Source organism: Halomonas sp. Mc5H-6 (genome assembly GCF_024124705.1).
Taxonomy (GTDB): domain Bacteria; phylum Pseudomonadota; class Gammaproteobacteria; order Pseudomonadales; family Halomonadaceae; genus Vreelandella; species Vreelandella subterranea.
In genome coordinates this window covers 109,866-128,077 of record NZ_JAMXSI010000004.1, presented here as the reverse complement: position 1 = coordinate 128,077, position 18,212 = coordinate 109,866, and the positions used below count along the sequence as shown (strand labels likewise).

The window sequence follows — 18,212 nt, the reverse complement described above, 5'->3', positions numbered from 1 at the left end:
TCAGCAATGGATCCTGCCATGAAAGCAAAAAACAAAACGCTGGACCGTATCGATTTGAAAATTCTGCGCTGTCTGCAGGAAAACGCGCGAATTTCTTATGTGGACCTGGCCACCGAGGTGGGGCTTTCGACCACCCCCTGTCTGGAGCGGGTCAAGCGTCTTGAAAAGGCCGGCATCATTCGTGGCTATCAAGCGATTCTCGATCCTCAGGCGCTCAAGGCGAATCTACTGGTGTTTGTCGAGATCAGCCTTGAAACCCAGTCGCCCGCCGTTTTCGATGAATTTCGACGCGCAGTGGAAAAGCTGCCGCAGATTCAGGAATGCCACCTGGTCTCAGGGCAGTTTGATTACATTTTAAAATGCCGTATTCCCGAAATGTCGGCGTATCGCCAACTGCTTGGTGATGTCGTCCTGACCCTGCCGGGCGTCAAGGAGTCGAAAAGTTACGTGGTCATGGAGGAGGTGAAAGAAAGCTTCAGCCTGCATGTACCTGAGTTTGAGGATTTCGAGGAAAAGTAGCCCATGATGGATGATCCCGCGCTGCTGCGCTATAGCCGTCAGATCATGTTGCCAGAGGTGGATATCGACGGTCAGGAGCGGCTGATCGGTAGCCATGCGCTGATTGTCGGGGCCGGTGGGTTGGGGTCGCCGGCGGCGCTGTATCTGGCGGCGGCGGGGGTCGGGCATATCACCCTGGTTGATGCGGATAGCGTTGAGCTTTCCAATCTGCAGCGTCAAATTGCCCACCAGCAGGCGAGTATCGGTCATAACAAGGCCGATTCGGCCAAGGCCAGTATGCAGGCGCTCAACCCTGAGTGCCGGGTCAGTACGGTCGTGGAGCACGCCCTGGGCGAACGGCTCGAGCGGTTGGTCGCCACCGCCGATGTGGTGCTTGACTGCACGGATCGTTTTTCCAGCCGTTACGCCATCAATGCCGCCTCGCAAAAAGCCAGGGTGCCGCTGGTATCCGGGGCTGCGATTCGTTTTTCAGGGCAACTGGCGGTATTTGATCCGCGTCAGCCCGATGCGCCCTGTTACGCCTGTTTGTACCCACCCGATGGGCAAGGCGACGATGCGTTGAGCTGTGCAGAAAGCGGCGTGATGGCCCCCCTGGTCGGCGTGATCGGCTGTTTTCAGGCCGTCGAGGCGTTCAAGCTGCTCAGTGGTGCTGGCAAGGCCCACCAGGGGCTATCGCTTTTCGAGGCGCTAAGCGGCCACTGGCGACACTTTAACGTCCCCAGGGATCCTGCCTGCCCGGTGTGCGCGCCTGCCCGTTAAGGGGTGTCGGTTTCTTCTTTTGTGGCGGTGCCGTCATCAGCCGGGAGGCTGGCTTTCTGCGGGTCGTCCTGTGGCGTTGACGACTCGTGCTTCCCCTTGCTGTTGACGCCCTTTGACGGTGGCGCTGAAAAGACGCTGGTGAAAATGTCGTTATCCGGATTCATGTCGATGCTGCCATGAAAGACGCTGCCGTCCTCCAGTACCAGGCAGGGAGTGGTAAGGGTGCCGGTCACGTACGCCCCGTCATGCACCGTTATCTTATGCAGGGCAACCAGGTTGCCGTCCACGCTACCCGAAACACGCAAGGTATGCGCGTAGGCATCGCCACTGAGGCTGCCATTTTTTCCCAGTGTCACGGTGTGCTGTTTGCAGGTCACGACGCCAGTGATCTGGCCTTCGATGGTAATGTCTTCGTCGCTATTGATATCGCCATGAACCTGCGTGTTACTGCCGATCACCGAGGTGCTTTGCCGTGATGTGGTGGGCAGACTGAGGGTCTCCTCCGGCATTGCCTGTTGCGTGTCTTTCGTGCTGTGTGGCGCAGTGGGTGGTTTGGTTTTACTGAACATGCGATATACCTGTTGGGGTTAAGAGCGGTTGCCATGGTGGCAATAGCAACATGATGGCTGTGTTTCATGCGATATTGTTAATTTACGCCGAACATTGTTAAGTCAAAGCGCAAAGTTACCGCGCAACTCGCCTTGTATTCTTGACGTTAGCTTATCAGCTTGGGTCTATAACATTGACGCTGAATGAAAAGCAGGGGCATCGTATCTCATGGGTATTGAAACATGGCTGATTTTGCTTGGCGTTGCGGTAATGACGTTGATTATTGCGGATGGTAGGCGTAAAAAACTGAAAAAACGGGCAGCGAAAATGGATGACGGCTCAAGGGTAAGCGCTCGAACCGAGGACGCAGCAGCCGTTGATGCCGTTGATGCCGTTGATAGTGCGCTGACCCTGCCTGCTTTGTCTGGTGCCCCCACGTCGTCTGACGAGCCGCCCCGTCGCGACGGTTGTGTATCGCTTGAGGCCCCCGGCAGAGAGGGAAGTTATCTGGGGGTGGCGACGCAGATAGCGGGTGACATCATTGCCAATGAGAGCGTGTCGATTAAAGGACGCGTCGTGGGGTCTGTGATTGCCAGGCATCAACTGATTCAACTGGGCGCTAGCAGTGTGGTCAGCGCTGACCTGGAAGGAGGTCATGTCTGTATCGATGGCCACCTGGACGGCGACGTCCATGCCAGTGAGAGATTGACCCTGATGCCGAGTGCCAGGGTGCGTGGTGCGATGTCAACGAACCGCTTTGAATGTCATTCCGGTGCAAACCTCACAGGTACCGTCGCAGACTGTCAGTCCACGGGCAGGTGAGCATAAAAAAGCCCGCTAGGCAGCGGGCACGACGTCAGTATACTCAACGTCAAAGGGAACCTATCCACCCATGTAGTTAGCGACTACCCGTGGATCGGTCAGGGGACTTTGAGGCGGGGCCTATAGACGGATCAGGTAGTCAAAGGCGCCCAGTGATGCCTTGGCGCCTTCGCCCATGGCAATAACGATCTGCTTGTAAGGCACGGTGGTGATGTCCCCGGCGGCAAAAACACCCGGCACCGATGTCATGCCGTGCGCATCGACGATGATTTCACCGCGTGGGCTCATCTCGACGGGCGAGTCTTTAAGCCACTCGGTGTTGGGTACCAGGCCAATCTGCACAAAAATCCCTTCCAGCGCGACGTGCTTGATTTCGTCGTTGGTGCGGTCCTTGTAAGTCAAGCCATTCACGCGGCTACCGTCGCCGGTCACTTCGGTGGTCTGGGCGTTGAGGATGATATCCACGTTGGGCAGGCTCTTGAGCTTTTTCTGCAGGACGGCGTCGGCGCGCATTTCGCCCATGAACTCGATCAACGTCACGTGCCCGACAATACCTGCCAGGTCAATCGCGGCCTCTACGCCGGAATTACCACCGCCAATCACAGCGACATGCTTGCCCTTGAACAATGGACCGTCGCAGTGCGGGCAGTACGCCACGCCTTTGTTACGGTAGGTCTGCTCGCCAGGCACGTTCATTTCACGCCAGCGCGCGCCGGTGGCCAATACCAGCGTCTTGCTTTTAAGCGTGGCGCCGGACGCCAATGTCACTTCGTGCAGACCGCCTTGCGTATTGGCAGCTTTTAGCGAGGTGGCGCGCTGCAGGTTCATCACGTCCACTTCGTAATCCTTGACGTGTTCCTCGAGCGCGCTGACCAGCTTGGGCCCTTCGGTGTGCGATACCGAGATGAAGTTTTCAATGCCCATGGTGTCGGCTACCTGACCGCCGAAGCGTTCGGCTGCGATGCCGGTATGGATACCTTTGCGCGCCGAGTAAATGGCGGCCGCGGCGCCGGCCGGCCCACCGCCAATCACCAGGGTGTCAAAGGCCGCTTTTTCGCTGAGTTTTTTTGCCTCGCGTTCGGCGGCCCCGGTATCCACCTTGGCAAGGATTTGCTCAAGGGTCATGCGACCTTGATCAAATGGCTTGCCATTGAGGTAAATGCTGGGCACCGACATGATCTCGCGGTCTTCCACCTCATCCTGGAACAGTGCGCCGTCGATGGCAACGTGGCGAATACTGGGGTTGAAAATCGCCATCAGGTTGAGTGCCTGGACAACATCGGGGCAGTTCTGGCAGGACAGCGAATAGTAGGTTTCAAAGACCATTTCCTGATCAAGCGCGCGGATCTGGTCGAGGACATCGTCACTGGTCTTGGGCGGGTGTCCGCCAACCTGCAGCAGGGCCAGGACGAGGGAGGTGAACTCGTGGCCCATGGGGATGCCCGCAAACACGACGCCAGTGTCTTCGCCGGGCCGGGTAATGGCGAAAGACGGTGTGCGCGGATTGTTGCCTTCCGCCGACAGGGTGATTTTGTCGCTCAAGCCGCTGATGTCTTGTAGCAGGTTGAGTAATTCCTTCGATTTATCACCGTCATCCAGCGAGGCGACAAGCTCAAGCGGATGCGTTACTTTTTCCAAATACGCTTTTAGCTGATCTTTTAAATTGGCGTCGAGCATGATCGAAACAACCTCTTGGCTTGCAAAGGTATATGACGGTAACTGGGTCGTCGTTACAGGGGTATCAGACGACGGCACCCGGGTGATGCCCGGGTGCCTGTCGAAAACTAACGCGTTGCGGCGCTGTTAATAGCGTTAGATCTTGCCGACCAGATCCAGCGAGGGTGCGAGGGTCTCTTCGCCTTCTTTCCACTTGGCAGGGCAGACTTCGTTGGGGTTGGCGCGCACGTACTGTGCGGCTTTCACCTTGCGCAGCAGCTCTTCGGCGTTGCGGCCAATGTTGCCGGCATTGATTTCAACGATCTGGATCTTGCCGTCGGGATCGACAACAAAGGTGCCGCGCTCGGCGAGGCCCGCGTCTTCAATCAGAACTCCAAAGTTGCGTGAAATACGCAGCGTCGGGTCGGCGATCATGGGGAACTGCAGCTTACCGATGGTCTCGGAGCTGTCGTGCCATGCTTTGTGGGTAAAGTGCGTATCGGTCGAGACGCTGTAAATTTCGACACCCAGCTTCTTGAACTCTTCATAGTTGTCTGCCAGGTCGCCAAGCTCGGTTGGGCAAACAAAGGTAAAGTCGGCTGGATAGAAGAAGAAGATGCTCCACTGACCTTGTAGATCAGCGTCAGAAACGTCAACGAATTCTCCGTTCAAGTAAGCGGTTGCGTTGAACGGTTTAACTTCAGAATTGATCAAAGACATCTATAACATCTCCATTAGCAGCGAATGACAGTAAAAAATCTTGATGCTTAGACTAAGGGCTAAGTCATAGCTGATGAAATTGGAAAAAAACATCGAATAGATAGGAAGAGACTATTGATAAAGCTCGCATACATGCACGCTGAGTATTGCGCTACGCTGGGGTAGACACTGGCTGCCTGTGGACATAATACTTTTTCTTGCATTGTCTTGCGGTAGCGGGCTCCGCGCCGCAAAATTCGCACGGCCAGTCGCTCAGTGGCGAACGGGCAAGGTTAAAACCTTACTTGAGTTTATCGTTAGTTTCACTAAGGAGCAGGGTAATGGGGAACATCCACAAACTTTCCAAGGCCGTTGCGGCCATTTCACTTGCCGCAGCGGCAACCACTGTTAATGCCGATGAAGTCCGGGTATACAACTGGTCCGACTATATTGCACCCGACACTTTGGAAAAGTTCACGGAACGCACTGGCATCGAGGTTACCTACGACGTATTTGACAGCAATGAAATACTCGATGCGGCATTGCTTTCGGGCCGGTCCGGCTACGATGTGGTGGTGCCGTCCACCTACTATCTCACGCGGCAGATGAAAGCCGGTGTGTATCAACCCCTGGATCACGACAAGATTCCCAATTTAAAGCACTTGAATCCGGCGCTGATGGAGAACCTGGAAGCGGTCGATCCAGGTAGCGAGTACTCGGTTCCGTATATGTGGGGAACCAATGGTATTGGTTACAACGTTGATCGCGTCGAAGAAATTCTAGGCGAAGACGCCCCGGTCGACAGTTGGGCCTTGCTGTTTGACCCTGAAATCACCGGACAACTCAGCGAGGCCGGCTGCGGGCTGTCGATGCTGGATTCCGGTGATGAAATGCTGTCGCCCGCGATGGTTTATCTGGGCCTGGACCCGACGAATGAAAGCCGCGAAGACCTTGAAGCAGCAGGTGAGTTACTTGCTAAAGTGCGTGATGACATTACCTACTTCCACTCGTCTCGCTATGTGTCGGACCTCGCCAACGGCGACATCTGTGTGGCGGCCGGTTACTCAGGTGATATTTTTCAGGCGGCCGACCGGGCTGAAGAAGCCGGGCGTGACTTCGAAATTGCCTACAGCATCCCCAAAGAGGGCGCGGCTCTGTGGTTTGACATGATGGCGATTCCCGCCGATGCACCCAATCCCGATAACGCCCATGCCTTCATCAACTTTATTCTTGATCCGCAAATCGCCGCCGAAATAACCGAGTACGTGCGTTATGCCAACCCCAACGCTGCAGCGGATGAATACCTTTCAGATGAGATTCTCAACGATCCCGCCATCTACCCTGATACTGACGTGATGGATAACCTCTACGTGCAGGTTGAAAAGCCCCAGGACATCCAGCGCGCTCGCACTCGTATCTGGAACCGCGTAAAATCCGGCCGCTAAGATACGTTCATCCGACGGCGAGCCCAGGCATCTAGAGGATTGGCCTGGGCTCGCTGTTCGTTTTTTGATTGCCCGCTGTCTGCGGGCCTTTTGATGGGAGTGGCGAATGGTGACTACGCCGCTATCGAACGACGCGTCATCCAATCTTCCTGCCAATGCCGCTGCAATGCGCGCCATGGGCAAAGCCCCACGGTTCGCGGACGACATCGTGCTGGAGGTGAAGCGGTTAAGTAAACGCTTTGATGACGCCTTGGCGGTAGATGACGTCAATCTGCAGGTAAAGCGCGGTGAGATTTTTGCCTTGCTGGGTGGCTCTGGCTCTGGCAAGTCCACGTTGCTACGCATGTTAGCGGGGTTTGAAACGCCCACCGAGGGACGTATCTTGTTGGGCGGCGACGATATTACCGCCATGCCGCCGCACAAGCGGCCCATCAACATGATGTTTCAATCCTATGCGCTGTTTCCGCACTTGACCGTGGCCCAGAACATCGCCTTTGGCCTGAAGCAGGACAAACTGCCCAAGGCGGATATCGAGGCGCGGGTCGCGCATATGCTCAAGCTGGTGCACATGGAGCGGTTTGCCAAGCGCAAGCCACACCAGCTTTCCGGTGGCCAGCGCCAGCGCGTGGCACTTGCCCGTTCGCTGGCCAAACGCCCCAAGCTGTTGCTGCTTGATGAGCCGATGGGGGCGCTGGACAAGAAACTGCGTACCGAAATGCAGTTGGAAGTGGTCGAGATCATCGAGCAGGTCGGGGTGACCTGCATCATGGTCACCCACGATCAGGAAGAAGCCATGACCATGGCCGACCGCGTGGCGATCATGGCCGACGGCTGGATCGAGCAGGTAGGCTCGCCGATCGATGTCTACGAAAGCCCGGTCAGCCGCATGGTGGCCGAATTCGTCGGCACGGTGAATCTGTTTGAAGGTGAAATCGTCGAAGACGCCGCCGACCACTGTAAAATCGTCTCGCCGCTGCTCGAACGGCCGATCTATATTGACCACGGCATAACCACCCAGGCCGTGGACCGGCGGGTGTGGGCCGCGCTTCGGCCGGAGAAGATCTGGCTGACCCGCGAATGCCCATCCACTGCCTGTAACTGGAGTGCAGGCAAGGTGGAAGATATCGCCTATCTGGGTGGCTTTTCGCTTTATTACGTGCGCACCCCCAGTGGTCAGCTCATCAAGGTCAGCATGGCCAACACCGAGCGTCGCGGTGACCGGCCCACCTGGGAAGACCAGGTGTATGTGTACTGGGAAGATCATAGCGCCATGGTGCTGAACCGTTAACATGGGCACCTTACTCGTCTATGGAAAGTGCCTTGAAAAGTGCCTTTTGCGGTGGATGCTCAGGAGACCGTCTGAATGATGCCTGCTCGATTTTCCGCCACGCTGAAACGCCTTCAACTGGGACGGCGTGCGGTTATTGCGTTGCCACTTGTGTGGCTGACGCTATTCTTTCTGCTGCCCTTTGCGCTGGTGCTGAAAATCAGTTTCTCGGAGGCGGCCATCTCGGTGCCGCCCTACGGGCCCTTGGTCGAGGTCGTCGACCAAACCCTGAATATTGCCCTCAACCTGGGCAATTACCTGTTTCTGGCATCGGATTCGCTTTATGTGGCGGCGTATTGGGGGTCGCTGAAAACCGCCTTCATCTCGACCCTGGCCTGCCTGTTGATCGGTTACCCCATGGCCTATGCCATGGCGCGAGCGAGTGCGCGCTGGCAGATGATCTTGTTGCTGCTGGTGATGCTGCCATCCTGGACGTCGTTTCTGATCCGGATCTATGCCTGGATGGGCATCCTCGGCAACAGTGGCTTACTGAATAACCTGCTGATAGGCATAGGGCTGATCGACGCTCCCCTGCGGATGATGAATACCCAGTTCGCGGTGATTATCGGCATTGTCTATGCTTACCTGCCCTTCATGGTGCTGCCGCTCTACGCCCACTTGACGCGACTGGACAATGCATTGCTCGAGGCAGCATCAGACCTGGGGTCACGCAAGCTGAACACCTTCATCAAGGTGACGCTACCGCTGTCCATGGGGGGCATCATTGCCGGTTCGATGCTGGTGTTCATTCCCGCCGTCGGTGAGTTTGTGATCCCTGAACTACTGGGCGGGCCGGATACCTTGATGATCGGCAAGGTGCTCTGGGAAGAGTTCTTCAACAACCGTGACTGGCCCGTGGCCTCGGCGCTTGCCATGGTCATGTTGCTGCTGTTGTTGATCCCGATCGTCTGGTTCCACCGTCATCAGTCACGGGAGTTGAACGAATGAGCCTTGCCAAGCCTCGTCTCCATTTTAGCAGCGTCATGCTGGTCCTTGGGCTGCTCTTCCTGTACGTGCCGATGCTGGTGCTGGTGGTGTACTCGTTCAACGCCTCCCAACTGGTGACCGTCTGGGCGGGGTTTTCTTCCCAATGGTACGGGGAGCTGTTTCGCGATGAGCAAATCCTTTCAGCCATATGGATGAGCCTGCGCATTGCCTTTTTCTCCGCCAGCATGGCGGTATGCCTGGGGACCGTCGCGGCGTTTGTGATGACCCGCTACGGGCAATTTCGCGGCAAAACGGCGCTTTCCACCATGATCACCGCCCCCCTGGTAATGCCGGAGGTGATCACCGGGCTGTCGCTATTGCTGCTGTTCGTGCAAATGGCCCAGATTACCGGCTGGCCCGCCGACCGGGGGATGGCGACCATCTGGATTGCGCATACCACCTTCTGCAGTGCTTACGTGGCCGTGGTGGTGGCAGCTCGCCTGCGTGAGATCGATCGGTCTATCGAGGAGGCCGCGATGGACCTCGGGTCGCCACCGATGAAAACCTTTTTCTGCGTGACGCTGCCGGTGATCGCACCAGCGCTGGTGGCCGGTTGGCTGTTGGCCTTTACGCTGTCGCTGGATGACCTGGTGATTGCCAGCTTTGTATCGGGGCCGGGGGCCAATACGCTGCCAATGGTGGTGTTTTCGTCGGTGCGAATGGGGGTATCACCCAAGATCAATGCGTTGGCAACGCTGATCATTTTAGCGGTATCGCTGGCAACGCTGCTGGCGTGGTATATCATGCGGCGCAACGAGGCCAAGCGTCAGCAGGTGTTGAAAGCGTCAGGTTAGAGCACATCGTCATCGCTGCCCAGACTGACGCTTTCCAGCTCGCCGGTGACCAGCGATACCTCGATAGCCAGCTGGATAGGCGCACAGCACTGGTGGCAATCCTCCCAGGTGACATGACTGCCCTGTGAAGGATCAATCAATAGTGTTAACAAGGTATCGCAGTAGGGGCAGTAGGCGTCATACTCTACTAAGGTATCTTCTTGCATGGTGCGATCCTTTTGACAGTGACACTTTAGTGTAGCAGCCGTGTCACCGAGAGGCATTGCCACATGCAATCAGTCAGGCTAAACGCCGTTTTATAACGCAATGGAGAGCAGCGATGAAGTTACGACAGCTGGCCGTAGTGGCCCTGGTGGCCTTGCCGGTAGCCGCATGGGCGGAAACACCCAACATAACGCCCGGGTCATGGGAATTTGTCAGTACCACCACCGTGAGCGGCGACATGCCGATTCCTGACCAGACCGACACCGAGCAGCAGTGCATTACCCAGGAAGACCTGGACGATGCCGACCTGGGCTTTATCGAGGAAGAGGAAGGCTGCGAACTGCTCGATCAGGACACCAGTGCCGACGGCCTTTCCTACAGCATGGTTTGCCGGGCTGACGGCGGCGAAGCCAACATCGATGGGGATATGCGGTTCATGGGTGAGCGCATCGAAGGCTCCGTTGATATCATGACGCAGTCGCCCATGGGCGAGCTGAACATGCAGACCCAGATTGAGGGCCAGCGGCTGGGCGATTGTTAACCCTAGCCTGACACGACACGCAAGAAGAAGGCGCACCCGCAGGTGCGCCTTTTTTCTGGATTGACGACGGCGGTACACAGGTGCCACACCTTGACTACTGCTCCGTTGGCGACTGGGCGATTTCATGCTCCAGTCGGCGTTTGACGGCGCCCGGCGAGCCACTGTGTCGAGACAGTAAATCGTAGGCGACCGGCACCACAAACAGCGTGAACAGGGTGGCCGCCCCCACGCCGGCCATGATGACAATACCAATCACATAGCGCGACTCGGCACCCGGGCCGCTCGAGACGATCAGGGGCACCGCCCCGGCCATGGTGGTGATCGCGGTCATTAGAATCGGCCGCAGTCGGGTGACCGAGGCTTCTATGAGGGCGTCACGGAATGCCTTGCCCTCATCGCGCAACTGATTGGCGAACTCGACGATCAGAATGCCGTTTTTAGCGGCGAGGCCAATCAGCAGTACCAGCCCCACCTGGCTGTAAATATTCAGCGACTGGCCGGTTAACCATAGCGCCAGCAAGGCGCCGCTCATGGCAAGGGGTACTGTGAGCATGATGACCAGGGGGTGAATGAAGCTTTCAAACTGGGCGGCCAATACCAGAAAGACCACCAGAGCGCCCAGCACCAGCAGGAAGGTGGTGGCTCCGCTGGCGTTCTGGAAATCCCGTGATGCCCCGGCAACATTGGTCTGTGTCTCTTCGGGCAGCAGCGAGTCGGCGCTTTGCTCCAGGTAATCCAGAGCTTCGCCAAGCGGATAGCCATCCGCCAGGTTGGCCTCGATGGTGATCGAGCGCACGCGGTCGAAACGGTTAAGCGTACTGGCTCCTGCCGCATCGCTTAATGTCACAAGGCTCGCCAGGGGAATAAGCTCACCCGAGCGCAGCGAGCGGACCTGAATGTTGTCCAGTGAGCGGGGACTGTTCTGGCTGGCGCGGTCGCCTTCAACGATGACATCGTATTCCTCACCGTTATCGACATAGCGGGTGACGTTGCGCCCACCCAGCAGGACTTCCAGCGTGCGACCGATCTCGCTGACCGTGACCCCCAGGGCGGCGGCTCGCTGCTCGTCTATTTCCACGTTGAGCTGTGGCTGCGTCTCGTCGTAGTTGCTTTCGATGGCGCGAATGCGAGGGTTATCGTCGCGGATATGATCAATCAGTCGGTCGCGCCATTCGGCCAATTCTTCGTAGGTCCCCCCTCCGAGCACGAACTGCACTGGCTTTTGCGTGCGCTGGCCGAAGCCCTGACGCATGACCGGGAATGCCTGGACGCCGGGCAGGGTGTTGAGGGCGGTGCGAACATCGTCCATGATCGCCCAGGCGCTACGACGGCTGCCCCAGTCGGCCATATTGACGATGATGAAACCACTGTTGAAGTTTTCGATATTGCCGTAGCCGCGCGGCGCGCGCACGACAACCCGTTCCAGCTCACCGCTGTCGACCATTGGCGTCAAGCGGGCCTCTATCTCATCCATGTAATCCATCATGTAGTCGAAGGTGGCCCCTTCGGGCCCGTTGACTAGAACGATGAAGTTACCCCGGTCTTCCTGAGGGGTGTACTCGTTGGGCAGTAGCTGGCTTAACCAGGCGGTCAGCGCAATCAGCAGGCCAAAGACGGCGACGACCCAGCTGCGTCTTGCGAGCAGCACTTCGAGCAAGGAACGGTAATGGTGTTGGGCGCTACGCATGATGCGCTGCACGCGTTGGGATAGGCGGCTGTCGTGCATACGTGGCGACAGTATTTTGGACGCCATCATCGGCGTCAATGTCAGTGCCAACAGGGTGGAGATGGCGACCGCTGCGGCCATGGTGAGGGCAAACTCGGAAAATAACCGCCCAATATCGCCTTGCAGCATGCTGAGCGGCACAAAAACCGCGATCAATACCAGCGTGGTGGCAATGACCGCAAAGGCGATCTGGCGGGTGCCCCGAAACGCGGCCACCAGGGGTGTTTCGCCTTCGTCGTGCATGCGCCGGTTGATGTTTTCCAGGACGACAATGGCGTCATCGACAATCAACCCGATCGCCAGCACTAGTGCCAGCAGGGTCAGCAGGTTGATGGAAAAGTTCATGACCGCAAGCGCGGTAAAGGCACCAATGATAGCGATCGGCACGGTAACCGCCGGGACCAGCGTAGTTCGCAGGTTGCCCAAAAACAGGAACATGACCACAATAACCAGCACCATCGAGATCAATAACGTCAACACGACCTGCTTGATGGCTCCCGAAACGAATACCGACGCGTCGTAGTTCAAGCTGAGCGACATGCCATCGGGAAGCGTCGATTGCAGGCGTTCAAGCTCCTGGCGCACCGCGCCTGAGAGTTCAACGACGTTGGCGGTCGACTGCATGATCATGCCGAGGCCCACCATGGGAGTGCCGTTGGCGCGGAAGACCGTGCGGTCCTCCACGGAGCCGACCTCGACGCGGGCAACGTCTCCCAGGCGGACCAGGTAGCCATCGTCGCCTTCGGCAAGCGGGAGTGCCTGAAAGTCATCGGCGGTTTCAAAGGTGCGCGGCAGGCGCACGATGAATTGACGATCTTCTGACTCGATGGCGCCAGCGGGTAGCTCGACGTTTTCGGCGCGTAGTGAATCCTCGATATCGCCGACGGTTAAATTCCGCGCTGCCATGGCGTTGCGGTCAATCCATACGCGCATGGCGTAGTCCCGGCCGCCGCCCACGCGCACCCTGGCGACACCCGGCTGTACTGAAAGGCTATCCACCAGAAAGCGGTTGGCGTAGTCGGTCAGCTCGGTGATCGAATAGCCATCCCCGGAAAGGCTCAACCACACCACGACTTCCTCGCTGCTGTCGGCTTTGCTTACCTCGGGGTTCTCGGCGTCATCGGGCAGGTTGCGCAATGCGCCGCCTATCCGGTCACGCACATCGTTGGCTGCCGCGTCGATATCCATGGTCAGGGCAAATTCGATATCGATACGGGAGCGGCCGTCCTCGCTTTCCGAGGTGATCAGGTCGATCCCTTCCACGCCAGCAATGCGGTCTTCAAGCACCTGAGTAATGCGTGTTTCCACGACGCTTGCCGACGCGCCGGGGTAGCGGGTATCGATACTCACAACGGGCGGGTCGACGGTGGGATATTCCTGAAGCGGCAAGCGGTCAAGCGCCAGCAGGCCAAAGGCAATGATCAACGCCGCCATCACCACCGCCAGGACAGGGCGTTGAACCGATATATCCGATAAGCGCATTAGCGATCTGCCTCGAGTAAGTCTCGTACATCGGTATCTTCGTCCAGCAGGCCAATCAGCCGCACCGCTTGACCATCCCGGGCTCGCTGCAGGCCATGTACCACGACGATGTCATTGGCCGCTAAGCCTTGGTTGATTTCCACTTCGCCTGCCCGCCGCTCGCCTAGTTCGACGCTCTGCTGGCGTAACCGAGGGGCGCTGTCGTGATCGTCGATCAGCATCACGAAGTGACGATTGCCATTGGGTTGGACGGCTGCTTCAGGCACCACCACGCTTTGCCGTGGCTGCTGGCGAACCACGACTTCCATCAGCATGCCGGGGCGCAGCTTTTCATCCGCGTTATCGATTTCAGCGCGAACGCCAATGCTGCGGGTTACCGGGTCGACACGCGTCCCCAGACTGGCAATTTCGCCGTTGAATACCGCGTCCGGATAGGCGGCGGTGGTGGCGCTGAGTGCCAACCCAGGCGCAAGTCGGCCGAGGTAGGTTTCAGACACGCTGAAATCCAGCTTCATGATATCCAGTTTGTCCAGCGTGATCAGTTCCATGCCTGGCGTCACCAATGCCCCAGGGCTGACATTGCGCGTGCCAACACGGCCACTGAACGGAGCGGTGAGGCGGTAATCCGCAAGGCGTGCTCGTAACGCCGCAATATCAGCCTCGGCCTGGTCAACGCGAGACTGGTTATCTTCTACGTCGGCGCGGGCCGCCAAATTGCGGTTCTGTAACTCAGAGGCACGTCCCAGGGCATTAAGCCGCTCGTCTCGAAGCGATTGTGCGACCCTTAAACGTGCCTGCTCTTCAGCGTCCTGCAGGCGAATGAGGGTATCGCCTTCGGCCACGCGCTGGCCGTCCTGAAAATTGATCTCGGCAATGGTGTCGGTGACAGTGGCTGATAGCGTGACGCTTTCATCCGCGCGTAGCGTGCCCAATGCTTCAATGGGGTCAGACCAGGGGGCAAGCGTGGCACGAACGCCAATCACGCTGGGCTCGGATTGAGCCATGCTGACAACGGGGAAGGTGGTAAGCAGCAGCGCGGCAAACAGGCGGCGGCACAATAAAGGCATAAGTCTCTCTGCAATACTTGGACCGCCTGCGCACTATCCTGACGCCAGGCAGCGGTTTATTTTGTCGGTGTCGATAGCGATTTAATTTATACAAAAGCTATATTTATTATTTAAATAATACAATAAAAATGCCCCTGGAGACTGTTAAAATGCCGCCTTTTGCCAAGCTTGGAGCGCTAACGAATGACCTACGATGTCGTGATCATTGGGGCTGGTGCGGCAGGCCTGATGTGTGCCGCCCAAGCGGGCTATGCCGGAAAGCGTGTGTTGGTGATTGATCATGCGAAAAAAGCCGGCAAAAAAATCCTGATGTCAGGCGGTGGGCGCTGCAACTTTACCAATCTTGGCACTACGCCACAGCACTTTTACTCGTCAAACCCCTACTTTTGTATTTCGGCGTTAAAACGCTACCGGCCCGAGCATTTTGTCGAGCTGGTAGAGCGTCATGGGATCGACTACGTAGAAAAGACGCCCGGCCAACTATTCTGTGCGACCTCTGCCAAAGAGATCGTCCGCATGCTGCTCACCGAGTGCGAGTGGGCGGGCGCTGACATACGGCTCAGTACTCAGATCTCCCGCGTCGAGGAGCAGGGAAGTGCCATGCGACTAACGACCTCGATGGGGAGTATCGATGCAGGGGTCGTCGTCGTGGCAAGCGGGGGACTGTCGATTCCGACCATGGGGGCGAGTGGCTTCGGGTACGACCTCGCCCGTCAGTTTGGTCTTGCCGTGCAGCCGACGACACCGGGCCTTGTGCCGTTTACGCTCAGCGATCAGTGGAAAGCCAGGGCCAGCGATCTATCGGGCGTCAGCTTGCCGGTGACGGTGAGTGCTGGCGCACAGCGTTTTAACGAACCCATGCTGTTTACCCATCGCGGGTTATCCGGCCCTGGCATGCTGCAAGCATCCAGTGTCTGGGCGCCCGGCGAGGCGATCGAAATTGATTTATTGCCGCAGCAGGACGCCAAGGCGTTGCTGCATCATGCCCGCGAACACACACCTAAACGCCAGTTGGCTACGTGGCTGATGGATCATTTGCCCAAGCGCGTGGCGCAATCGCTTTGTGACTGGTATCCAGAAGGCCATGACAGGCAACCCTTGGCGCAATACAGCAATGCCCAGCTTGAGCGCTGGGCGGCACGGCTGAACCGCTGGCAGTTGAAACCTGCCGGTACTGAAGGATGGCGAACGGCGGAAGTCACAATGGGGGGCGTGGATACCCAGGCAATCTCATCCAAGACCTTTGAGGTCAGTGGATTGCCCCAGTTGCGGTTCATTGGCGAAGTGCTCGACGTGACCGGTGAGCTGGGGGGCTATAACTTTCAGTGGGCCTGGGCCAGCGGGGTCGCCTGCGGCCAGGCTTGCTGACCCAGGCAAACCGTTGCGGGTATTAGGTGGTCGCCTTGGCAAGCAGCTTGAGCTTGCGTAAAAGCATGTACCCCGCCAGGACCTTACGGCCACCTGCCAGTACCCCGCGAGGATGACGGGCCAGGCGCAATGCAACGATACCGCCGACGACATAAGCAGGTATTTTAAAGCGTTGCCAATTGGAGTCGAGGGGAGACGCCGCGCGCAATAGCTGATCACTGTCGACCAGGATATCCACACGCTGCTGCTCCAGTTCGGCTAGCAGGCGCGCCTTGCGCTCCGCCCGGGAAGGTGGCTTGGTGTCGGCGCCTGGCGGTTTAGCGGGGGCGTTGGTCGGGCTCATTTTTAGCCTCCAGCAAGGCGCGGTCTGCCGCCAATTGGTTCAGCGTTTCTTTCAGCAAGGTGTGCTGTTTCGCTTGGCGAAGCGCTATCACGGCCAGCGTGAAGCTGGCCATAATCAATACCAGAGCGCTTCCGCCAATAGCGGCAAGCCGATAGGTATCCCAGAACAGTACCACCACCAGTGCCACCAGGGTGGCGACGCCGAGCAACAGCAAAAGCAGGCTGGCGCCAGCCAACAACAGGAGTACAAGCAGTCGTGAGCGTTCTTCTTCCAGCTCCACCACCGCTAAACGCAAACGCGTTTCACCGTTGGCGATCAGCGAATTGAGTAGGCGTTTAGCTGCTGAAAACACGCGTTGGGTAGGCCCCAAAGCCATTAGCGACGACCGATAAGCAAACCGATGATGACGCCAGCCGCTGCACCGATGCCAATGCTGGTCCAGGGATTTTCGTGGACATAGCGGTCGCAGGCATCAGCCTGGTGCGTCAGGGAATCGCGGGTGTCTTCATAAATACGCTCGCCACGCGCTTCCAGCCGCTGGCGGGTATCCTTGAGACGCTGTTCGGCACGGGTGCGCAGGTCGCGCATTTCGCCACTGGCGTCTTTTGAGGTGGCATTGACCAGTTCTTCAACGGTATCGCTCAGATGGCGCAGATCTTCTTTCAGTTGGTCGGCCTGAGCAGCGCTTTCGTTTTGACGTTTAGCCATGATGTCTTCCTTTGACGGTTAATGAACAGCTATCAGCATAGCAGTCGCATAGTGACTGACAAGCGAATTGCCTATCGGTTCAGGCCGCTGGCACTGAACAACGGATTTAAACTGAACCCGATGCTCAAGCGATGCACGCGGTGATCGTAGTCGATCAGGCTCTCGCCGTAACCGTAGTAGTACTGGACATGAGCGCGTAAGGAATTGAAGGCCGGCCAGCTGTAGTCGATTTGAGTCCCCATATTGCCAGCGCTGGGATTCCCCCGTAGTTGGCCACTGACCTCATGGTTGTCGTCGAGTCGTTTTGCGACACGTATGTCGCCGTAACCCATATAGCGTTCAATATCCGGGTTATCGTCATCGCCTTCGGATTCGGGGACCCGCCAGTGGGGCGCGAAGGTAACGGCCCAGTCGCCGCTTTGAAAGATGCTCTCGAGATAGACACGGTTCCAACTGCGCGAGAATGGGTCCGAACGGCCGTTGGACTGATGGTTGACCGCGATACGGTTGCGTGTGTTGACCCAACCCAGAGCTTCCCAGGGAGCATCAATATCGATAAACACTTCGGGCTCGTAGTTGGTCTCACGAAACGGTGAAGAGGCCTCTGTGTTGAAGGCCTGCCACCAGCTGCGCTGGGTATAGCCAAAATACACGTCACCGTATTCGTCCCATAACACATTCTCTGCCAGGTTGACTTTGGCACTGAACTGGAACTTCAGCTCGGTGGTATCCGGTGAAGCATCTGACGAGACACTTTTGAAGTTGTCGCGGTTCTGTTTCTCGTTATAGCTGACCGGAAATAGGTAGTTGGTCCGGTGCGTGGTAATCGAAAAGGGATTGCGGCTGGATTCCTGTTCCAACTGACGCCGTTCGTTGAGATCTTCAATCGCGACTTCTTCAGGTGGTCGACTATCGCTAGTGTCCGTTTGACCCTCTTCTTCAAGTGCTTCGGCTTGCTGCAGTTGCTGGTGAAGCCGAGAGAGCTCATTGTTCAGCTCGCTAATACGCGCCTCAATATCCTCGCGCGTATTAGCGTGAGTGAGAGCGCTGAAGACGGTCAGACCGCATAGTACGAGTAAGCGTGTTAGATGTCGGTGTCGAATGACCATCGATAACTCACATGATTGGGGTGGGGCACATGTCTGTGTTTGAGCTGTTCTATCATGCTGGCGACGTAAGTCAACTGTTATGATTGCGCAGCGACTGCCAACCCCCG

General features: G+C 57.4%; 19 protein-coding genes. 9 read left to right on the top strand and 10 right to left on the bottom strand.

Annotation, left to right across the window (positions count from 1 at the left end):
- Positions 1-18: 18 nt before the first annotated feature.
- Both NH395_RS08025 and moeB read left to right on the top strand, forming a co-directional pair.
- Positions 19-519, top strand: coding sequence for an Lrp/AsnC ligand binding domain-containing protein (locus NH395_RS08025; RefSeq protein ID WP_092827999.1), 501 nt, complete (start codon positions 19-21; stop codon positions 517-519).
- Between the two features lie 3 nt (positions 520-522).
- The gene (gene moeB / locus NH395_RS08020; protein ID WP_253023849.1) at positions 523-1,278 is read left to right on the top strand and encodes a molybdopterin-synthase adenylyltransferase MoeB; all 756 of its coding nucleotides are present in this window, start codon (positions 523-525) and stop codon (positions 1,276-1,278) included.
- Here moeB and NH395_RS08015 read toward each other — a convergent pair.
- The gene (locus NH395_RS08015) at positions 1,275-1,847 is read right to left on the bottom strand and encodes a polymer-forming cytoskeletal protein (RefSeq protein ID WP_253023847.1); all 573 of its coding nucleotides are present in this window, start codon (positions 1,845-1,847) and stop codon (positions 1,275-1,277) included. The genes moeB and NH395_RS08015 overlap by 4 nt on opposite strands.
- Positions 1,848-2,055: 208 nt before the next feature.
- On the opposite strand from NH395_RS08015, the gene NH395_RS08010 reads away from it, so the two are divergent.
- Positions 2,056-2,649 carry a polymer-forming cytoskeletal protein gene (locus NH395_RS08010; protein ID WP_253023845.1) on the top strand — a complete coding sequence of 198 codons (594 nt, stop codon included), beginning with the start codon at positions 2,056-2,058 and terminating at the stop codon, positions 2,647-2,649.
- Positions 2,650-2,769: 120 nt separating this feature from the next.
- On the opposite strand, the gene ahpF is transcribed toward NH395_RS08010, so the two are convergent.
- Both ahpF and ahpC read right to left on the bottom strand, forming a co-directional pair.
- Complete coding sequence (ahpF, locus tag NH395_RS08005; RefSeq protein ID WP_253023843.1) at positions 2,770-4,326, bottom strand: alkyl hydroperoxide reductase subunit F; 1,557 nt, start codon at positions 4,324-4,326, stop codon at positions 2,770-2,772.
- 135 nt (positions 4,327-4,461) lie between these two features.
- The gene (ahpC, locus tag NH395_RS08000) at positions 4,462-5,025 is read right to left on the bottom strand and encodes an alkyl hydroperoxide reductase subunit C (RefSeq protein ID WP_253023842.1); all 564 of its coding nucleotides are present in this window, start codon (positions 5,023-5,025) and stop codon (positions 4,462-4,464) included.
- Positions 5,026-5,345: 320 nt separating this feature from the next.
- On the opposite strand from ahpC, the gene NH395_RS07995 reads away from it, so the two are divergent.
- From NH395_RS07995 to NH395_RS07980, 4 genes are all read left to right on the top strand, one after another.
- Positions 5,346-6,449 (top strand): polyamine ABC transporter substrate-binding protein, encoded by a 1,104-nt coding sequence (locus NH395_RS07995; protein ID WP_253023840.1) that lies wholly within the window; start codon positions 5,346-5,348, stop codon positions 6,447-6,449.
- Positions 6,450-6,555: 106 nt separating this feature from the next.
- A complete protein-coding gene (gene potA / locus NH395_RS07990) occupies positions 6,556-7,737 on the top strand; it encodes a polyamine ABC transporter ATP-binding protein (protein ID WP_253023838.1) in 1,182 nt (393 codons plus the stop codon).
- Positions 7,738-7,812: 75 nt separating this feature from the next.
- Positions 7,813-8,724 (top strand): ABC transporter permease subunit, encoded by a 912-nt coding sequence (locus tag NH395_RS07985; protein WP_253023827.1) that lies wholly within the window; start codon positions 7,813-7,815, stop codon positions 8,722-8,724.
- The gene (locus NH395_RS07980; RefSeq protein WP_253023825.1) at positions 8,721-9,557 is read left to right on the top strand and encodes an ABC transporter permease subunit; all 837 of its coding nucleotides are present in this window, start codon (positions 8,721-8,723) and stop codon (positions 9,555-9,557) included. The genes NH395_RS07985 and NH395_RS07980 overlap by 4 nt, the downstream gene beginning before the upstream one ends.
- Here the strand turns inward: NH395_RS07980 and NH395_RS07975 are convergent.
- Complete coding sequence (locus NH395_RS07975) at positions 9,554-9,763, bottom strand: CPXCG motif-containing cysteine-rich protein (protein ID WP_066322201.1); 210 nt, start codon at positions 9,761-9,763, stop codon at positions 9,554-9,556. The two genes, NH395_RS07980 and NH395_RS07975, sit on opposite strands and share 4 nt — an antisense overlap.
- Positions 9,764-9,876: 113 nt before the next feature.
- Here NH395_RS07975 and NH395_RS07970 point away from each other — a divergent pair, with 113 nt between their 5' ends.
- On the top strand, positions 9,877-10,302 hold the full coding sequence (locus NH395_RS07970; protein WP_253023814.1) for a DUF3617 family protein: 426 nt from the start codon (positions 9,877-9,879) through the stop codon (positions 10,300-10,302).
- A gap of 94 nt (positions 10,303-10,396) precedes the next feature.
- Here the strand turns inward: NH395_RS07970 and NH395_RS07965 are convergent, their stop codons facing one another.
- Together NH395_RS07965 and NH395_RS07960 are read right to left on the bottom strand one after the other, a co-directional pair.
- Entirely contained in the window at positions 10,397-13,510 is a 3,114-nt protein-coding gene (locus NH395_RS07965; RefSeq protein ID WP_253023812.1) for an efflux RND transporter permease subunit, read from the bottom strand.
- A complete protein-coding gene (locus NH395_RS07960; RefSeq protein WP_253023810.1) occupies positions 13,510-14,577 on the bottom strand; it encodes an efflux RND transporter periplasmic adaptor subunit in 1,068 nt (355 codons plus the stop codon). The genes NH395_RS07965 and NH395_RS07960 overlap by 1 nt, the downstream gene beginning before the upstream one ends.
- Positions 14,578-14,760: 183 nt before the next feature.
- Between NH395_RS07960 and NH395_RS07955 the strand changes: the two genes are divergently transcribed.
- On the top strand, positions 14,761-15,945 hold the full coding sequence (locus NH395_RS07955) for an NAD(P)/FAD-dependent oxidoreductase (protein WP_253023808.1): 1,185 nt from the start codon (positions 14,761-14,763) through the stop codon (positions 15,943-15,945).
- A gap of 22 nt (positions 15,946-15,967) precedes the next feature.
- Here the strand turns inward: NH395_RS07955 and NH395_RS07950 are convergent, their stop codons facing one another.
- From NH395_RS07950 to NH395_RS07935, 4 genes are all read right to left on the bottom strand, one after another.
- Positions 15,968-16,288 (bottom strand): YqjK family protein, encoded by a 321-nt coding sequence (locus NH395_RS07950; protein WP_253023806.1) that lies wholly within the window; start codon positions 16,286-16,288, stop codon positions 15,968-15,970.
- Positions 16,263-16,664: a phage holin family protein gene (locus NH395_RS07945; RefSeq protein ID WP_253023804.1), complete on the bottom strand. Its 402-nt coding sequence runs from the start codon at positions 16,662-16,664 to the stop codon at positions 16,263-16,265. The genes NH395_RS07950 and NH395_RS07945 overlap by 26 nt, the downstream gene beginning before the upstream one ends.
- Positions 16,664-16,996 (bottom strand): DUF883 family protein, encoded by a 333-nt coding sequence (locus NH395_RS07940; RefSeq protein ID WP_253023802.1) that lies wholly within the window; start codon positions 16,994-16,996, stop codon positions 16,664-16,666. The genes NH395_RS07945 and NH395_RS07940 overlap by 1 nt, the downstream gene beginning before the upstream one ends.
- 71 nt (positions 16,997-17,067) lie before the next feature.
- Positions 17,068-18,105, bottom strand: a complete 1,038-nt coding sequence (locus NH395_RS07935) for a phospholipase A (protein WP_253023800.1) — start codon at positions 18,103-18,105, stop codon at positions 17,068-17,070.
- Positions 18,106-18,212: the final 107 nt, after the last annotated feature.

What these genes read in the sequence shown, in the direction of transcription:
- NH395_RS07980 (WP_253023825.1), top strand. Translation starts at nt 8,721, where the DNA reads ATGAGCCTTGCCAAGCCTCGTCTCCATTTTAGCAGCGTCATGCTGGTC.
- NH395_RS08010 (WP_253023845.1), top strand. Translation starts at nt 2,056, where the DNA reads ATGGGTATTGAAACATGGCTGATTTTGCTTGGCGTTGCGGTAATGACG.
- NH395_RS07985 (WP_253023827.1), top strand. Translation starts at nt 7,813, where the DNA reads ATGATGCCTGCTCGATTTTCCGCCACGCTGAAACGCCTTCAACTGGGA.
- NH395_RS07970 (WP_253023814.1), top strand. Translation starts at nt 9,877, where the DNA reads ATGAAGTTACGACAGCTGGCCGTAGTGGCCCTGGTGGCCTTGCCGGTA.
- NH395_RS07950 (WP_253023806.1), bottom strand. Translation starts at nt 16,288, where the DNA reads ATGAGCCCGACCAACGCCCCCGCTAAACCGCCAGGCGCCGACACCAAG.
- ahpC (WP_253023842.1), bottom strand. Translation starts at nt 5,025, where the DNA reads ATGTCTTTGATCAATTCTGAAGTTAAACCGTTCAACGCAACCGCTTAC.
- NH395_RS08015 (WP_253023847.1), bottom strand. Translation starts at nt 1,847, where the DNA reads ATGTTCAGTAAAACCAAACCACCCACTGCGCCACACAGCACGAAAGAC.
- NH395_RS07960 (WP_253023810.1), bottom strand. Translation starts at nt 14,577, where the DNA reads ATGCCTTTATTGTGCCGCCGCCTGTTTGCCGCGCTGCTGCTTACCACC.
- NH395_RS07975 (WP_066322201.1), bottom strand. Translation starts at nt 9,763, where the DNA reads ATGCAAGAAGATACCTTAGTAGAGTATGACGCCTACTGCCCCTACTGC.
- NH395_RS07955 (WP_253023808.1), top strand. Translation starts at nt 14,761, where the DNA reads ATGACCTACGATGTCGTGATCATTGGGGCTGGTGCGGCAGGCCTGATG.
- ahpF (WP_253023843.1), bottom strand. Translation starts at nt 4,326, where the DNA reads ATGCTCGACGCCAATTTAAAAGATCAGCTAAAAGCGTATTTGGAAAAA.
- NH395_RS07935 (WP_253023800.1), bottom strand. Translation starts at nt 18,105, where the DNA reads ATGGTCATTCGACACCGACATCTAACACGCTTACTCGTACTATGCGGT.
- NH395_RS07995 (WP_253023840.1), top strand. Translation starts at nt 5,346, where the DNA reads ATGGGGAACATCCACAAACTTTCCAAGGCCGTTGCGGCCATTTCACTT.
- NH395_RS07940 (WP_253023802.1), bottom strand. Translation starts at nt 16,996, where the DNA reads ATGGCTAAACGTCAAAACGAAAGCGCTGCTCAGGCCGACCAACTGAAA.
- potA (WP_253023838.1), top strand. Translation starts at nt 6,556, where the DNA reads ATGGTGACTACGCCGCTATCGAACGACGCGTCATCCAATCTTCCTGCC.
- moeB (WP_253023849.1), top strand. Translation starts at nt 523, where the DNA reads ATGATGGATGATCCCGCGCTGCTGCGCTATAGCCGTCAGATCATGTTG.
- NH395_RS08025 (WP_092827999.1), top strand. Translation starts at nt 19, where the DNA reads ATGAAAGCAAAAAACAAAACGCTGGACCGTATCGATTTGAAAATTCTG.
- NH395_RS07945 (WP_253023804.1), bottom strand. Translation starts at nt 16,664, where the DNA reads ATGGCTTTGGGGCCTACCCAACGCGTGTTTTCAGCAGCTAAACGCCTA.
- NH395_RS07965 (WP_253023812.1), bottom strand. Translation starts at nt 13,510, where the DNA reads ATGCGCTTATCGGATATATCGGTTCAACGCCCTGTCCTGGCGGTGGTG.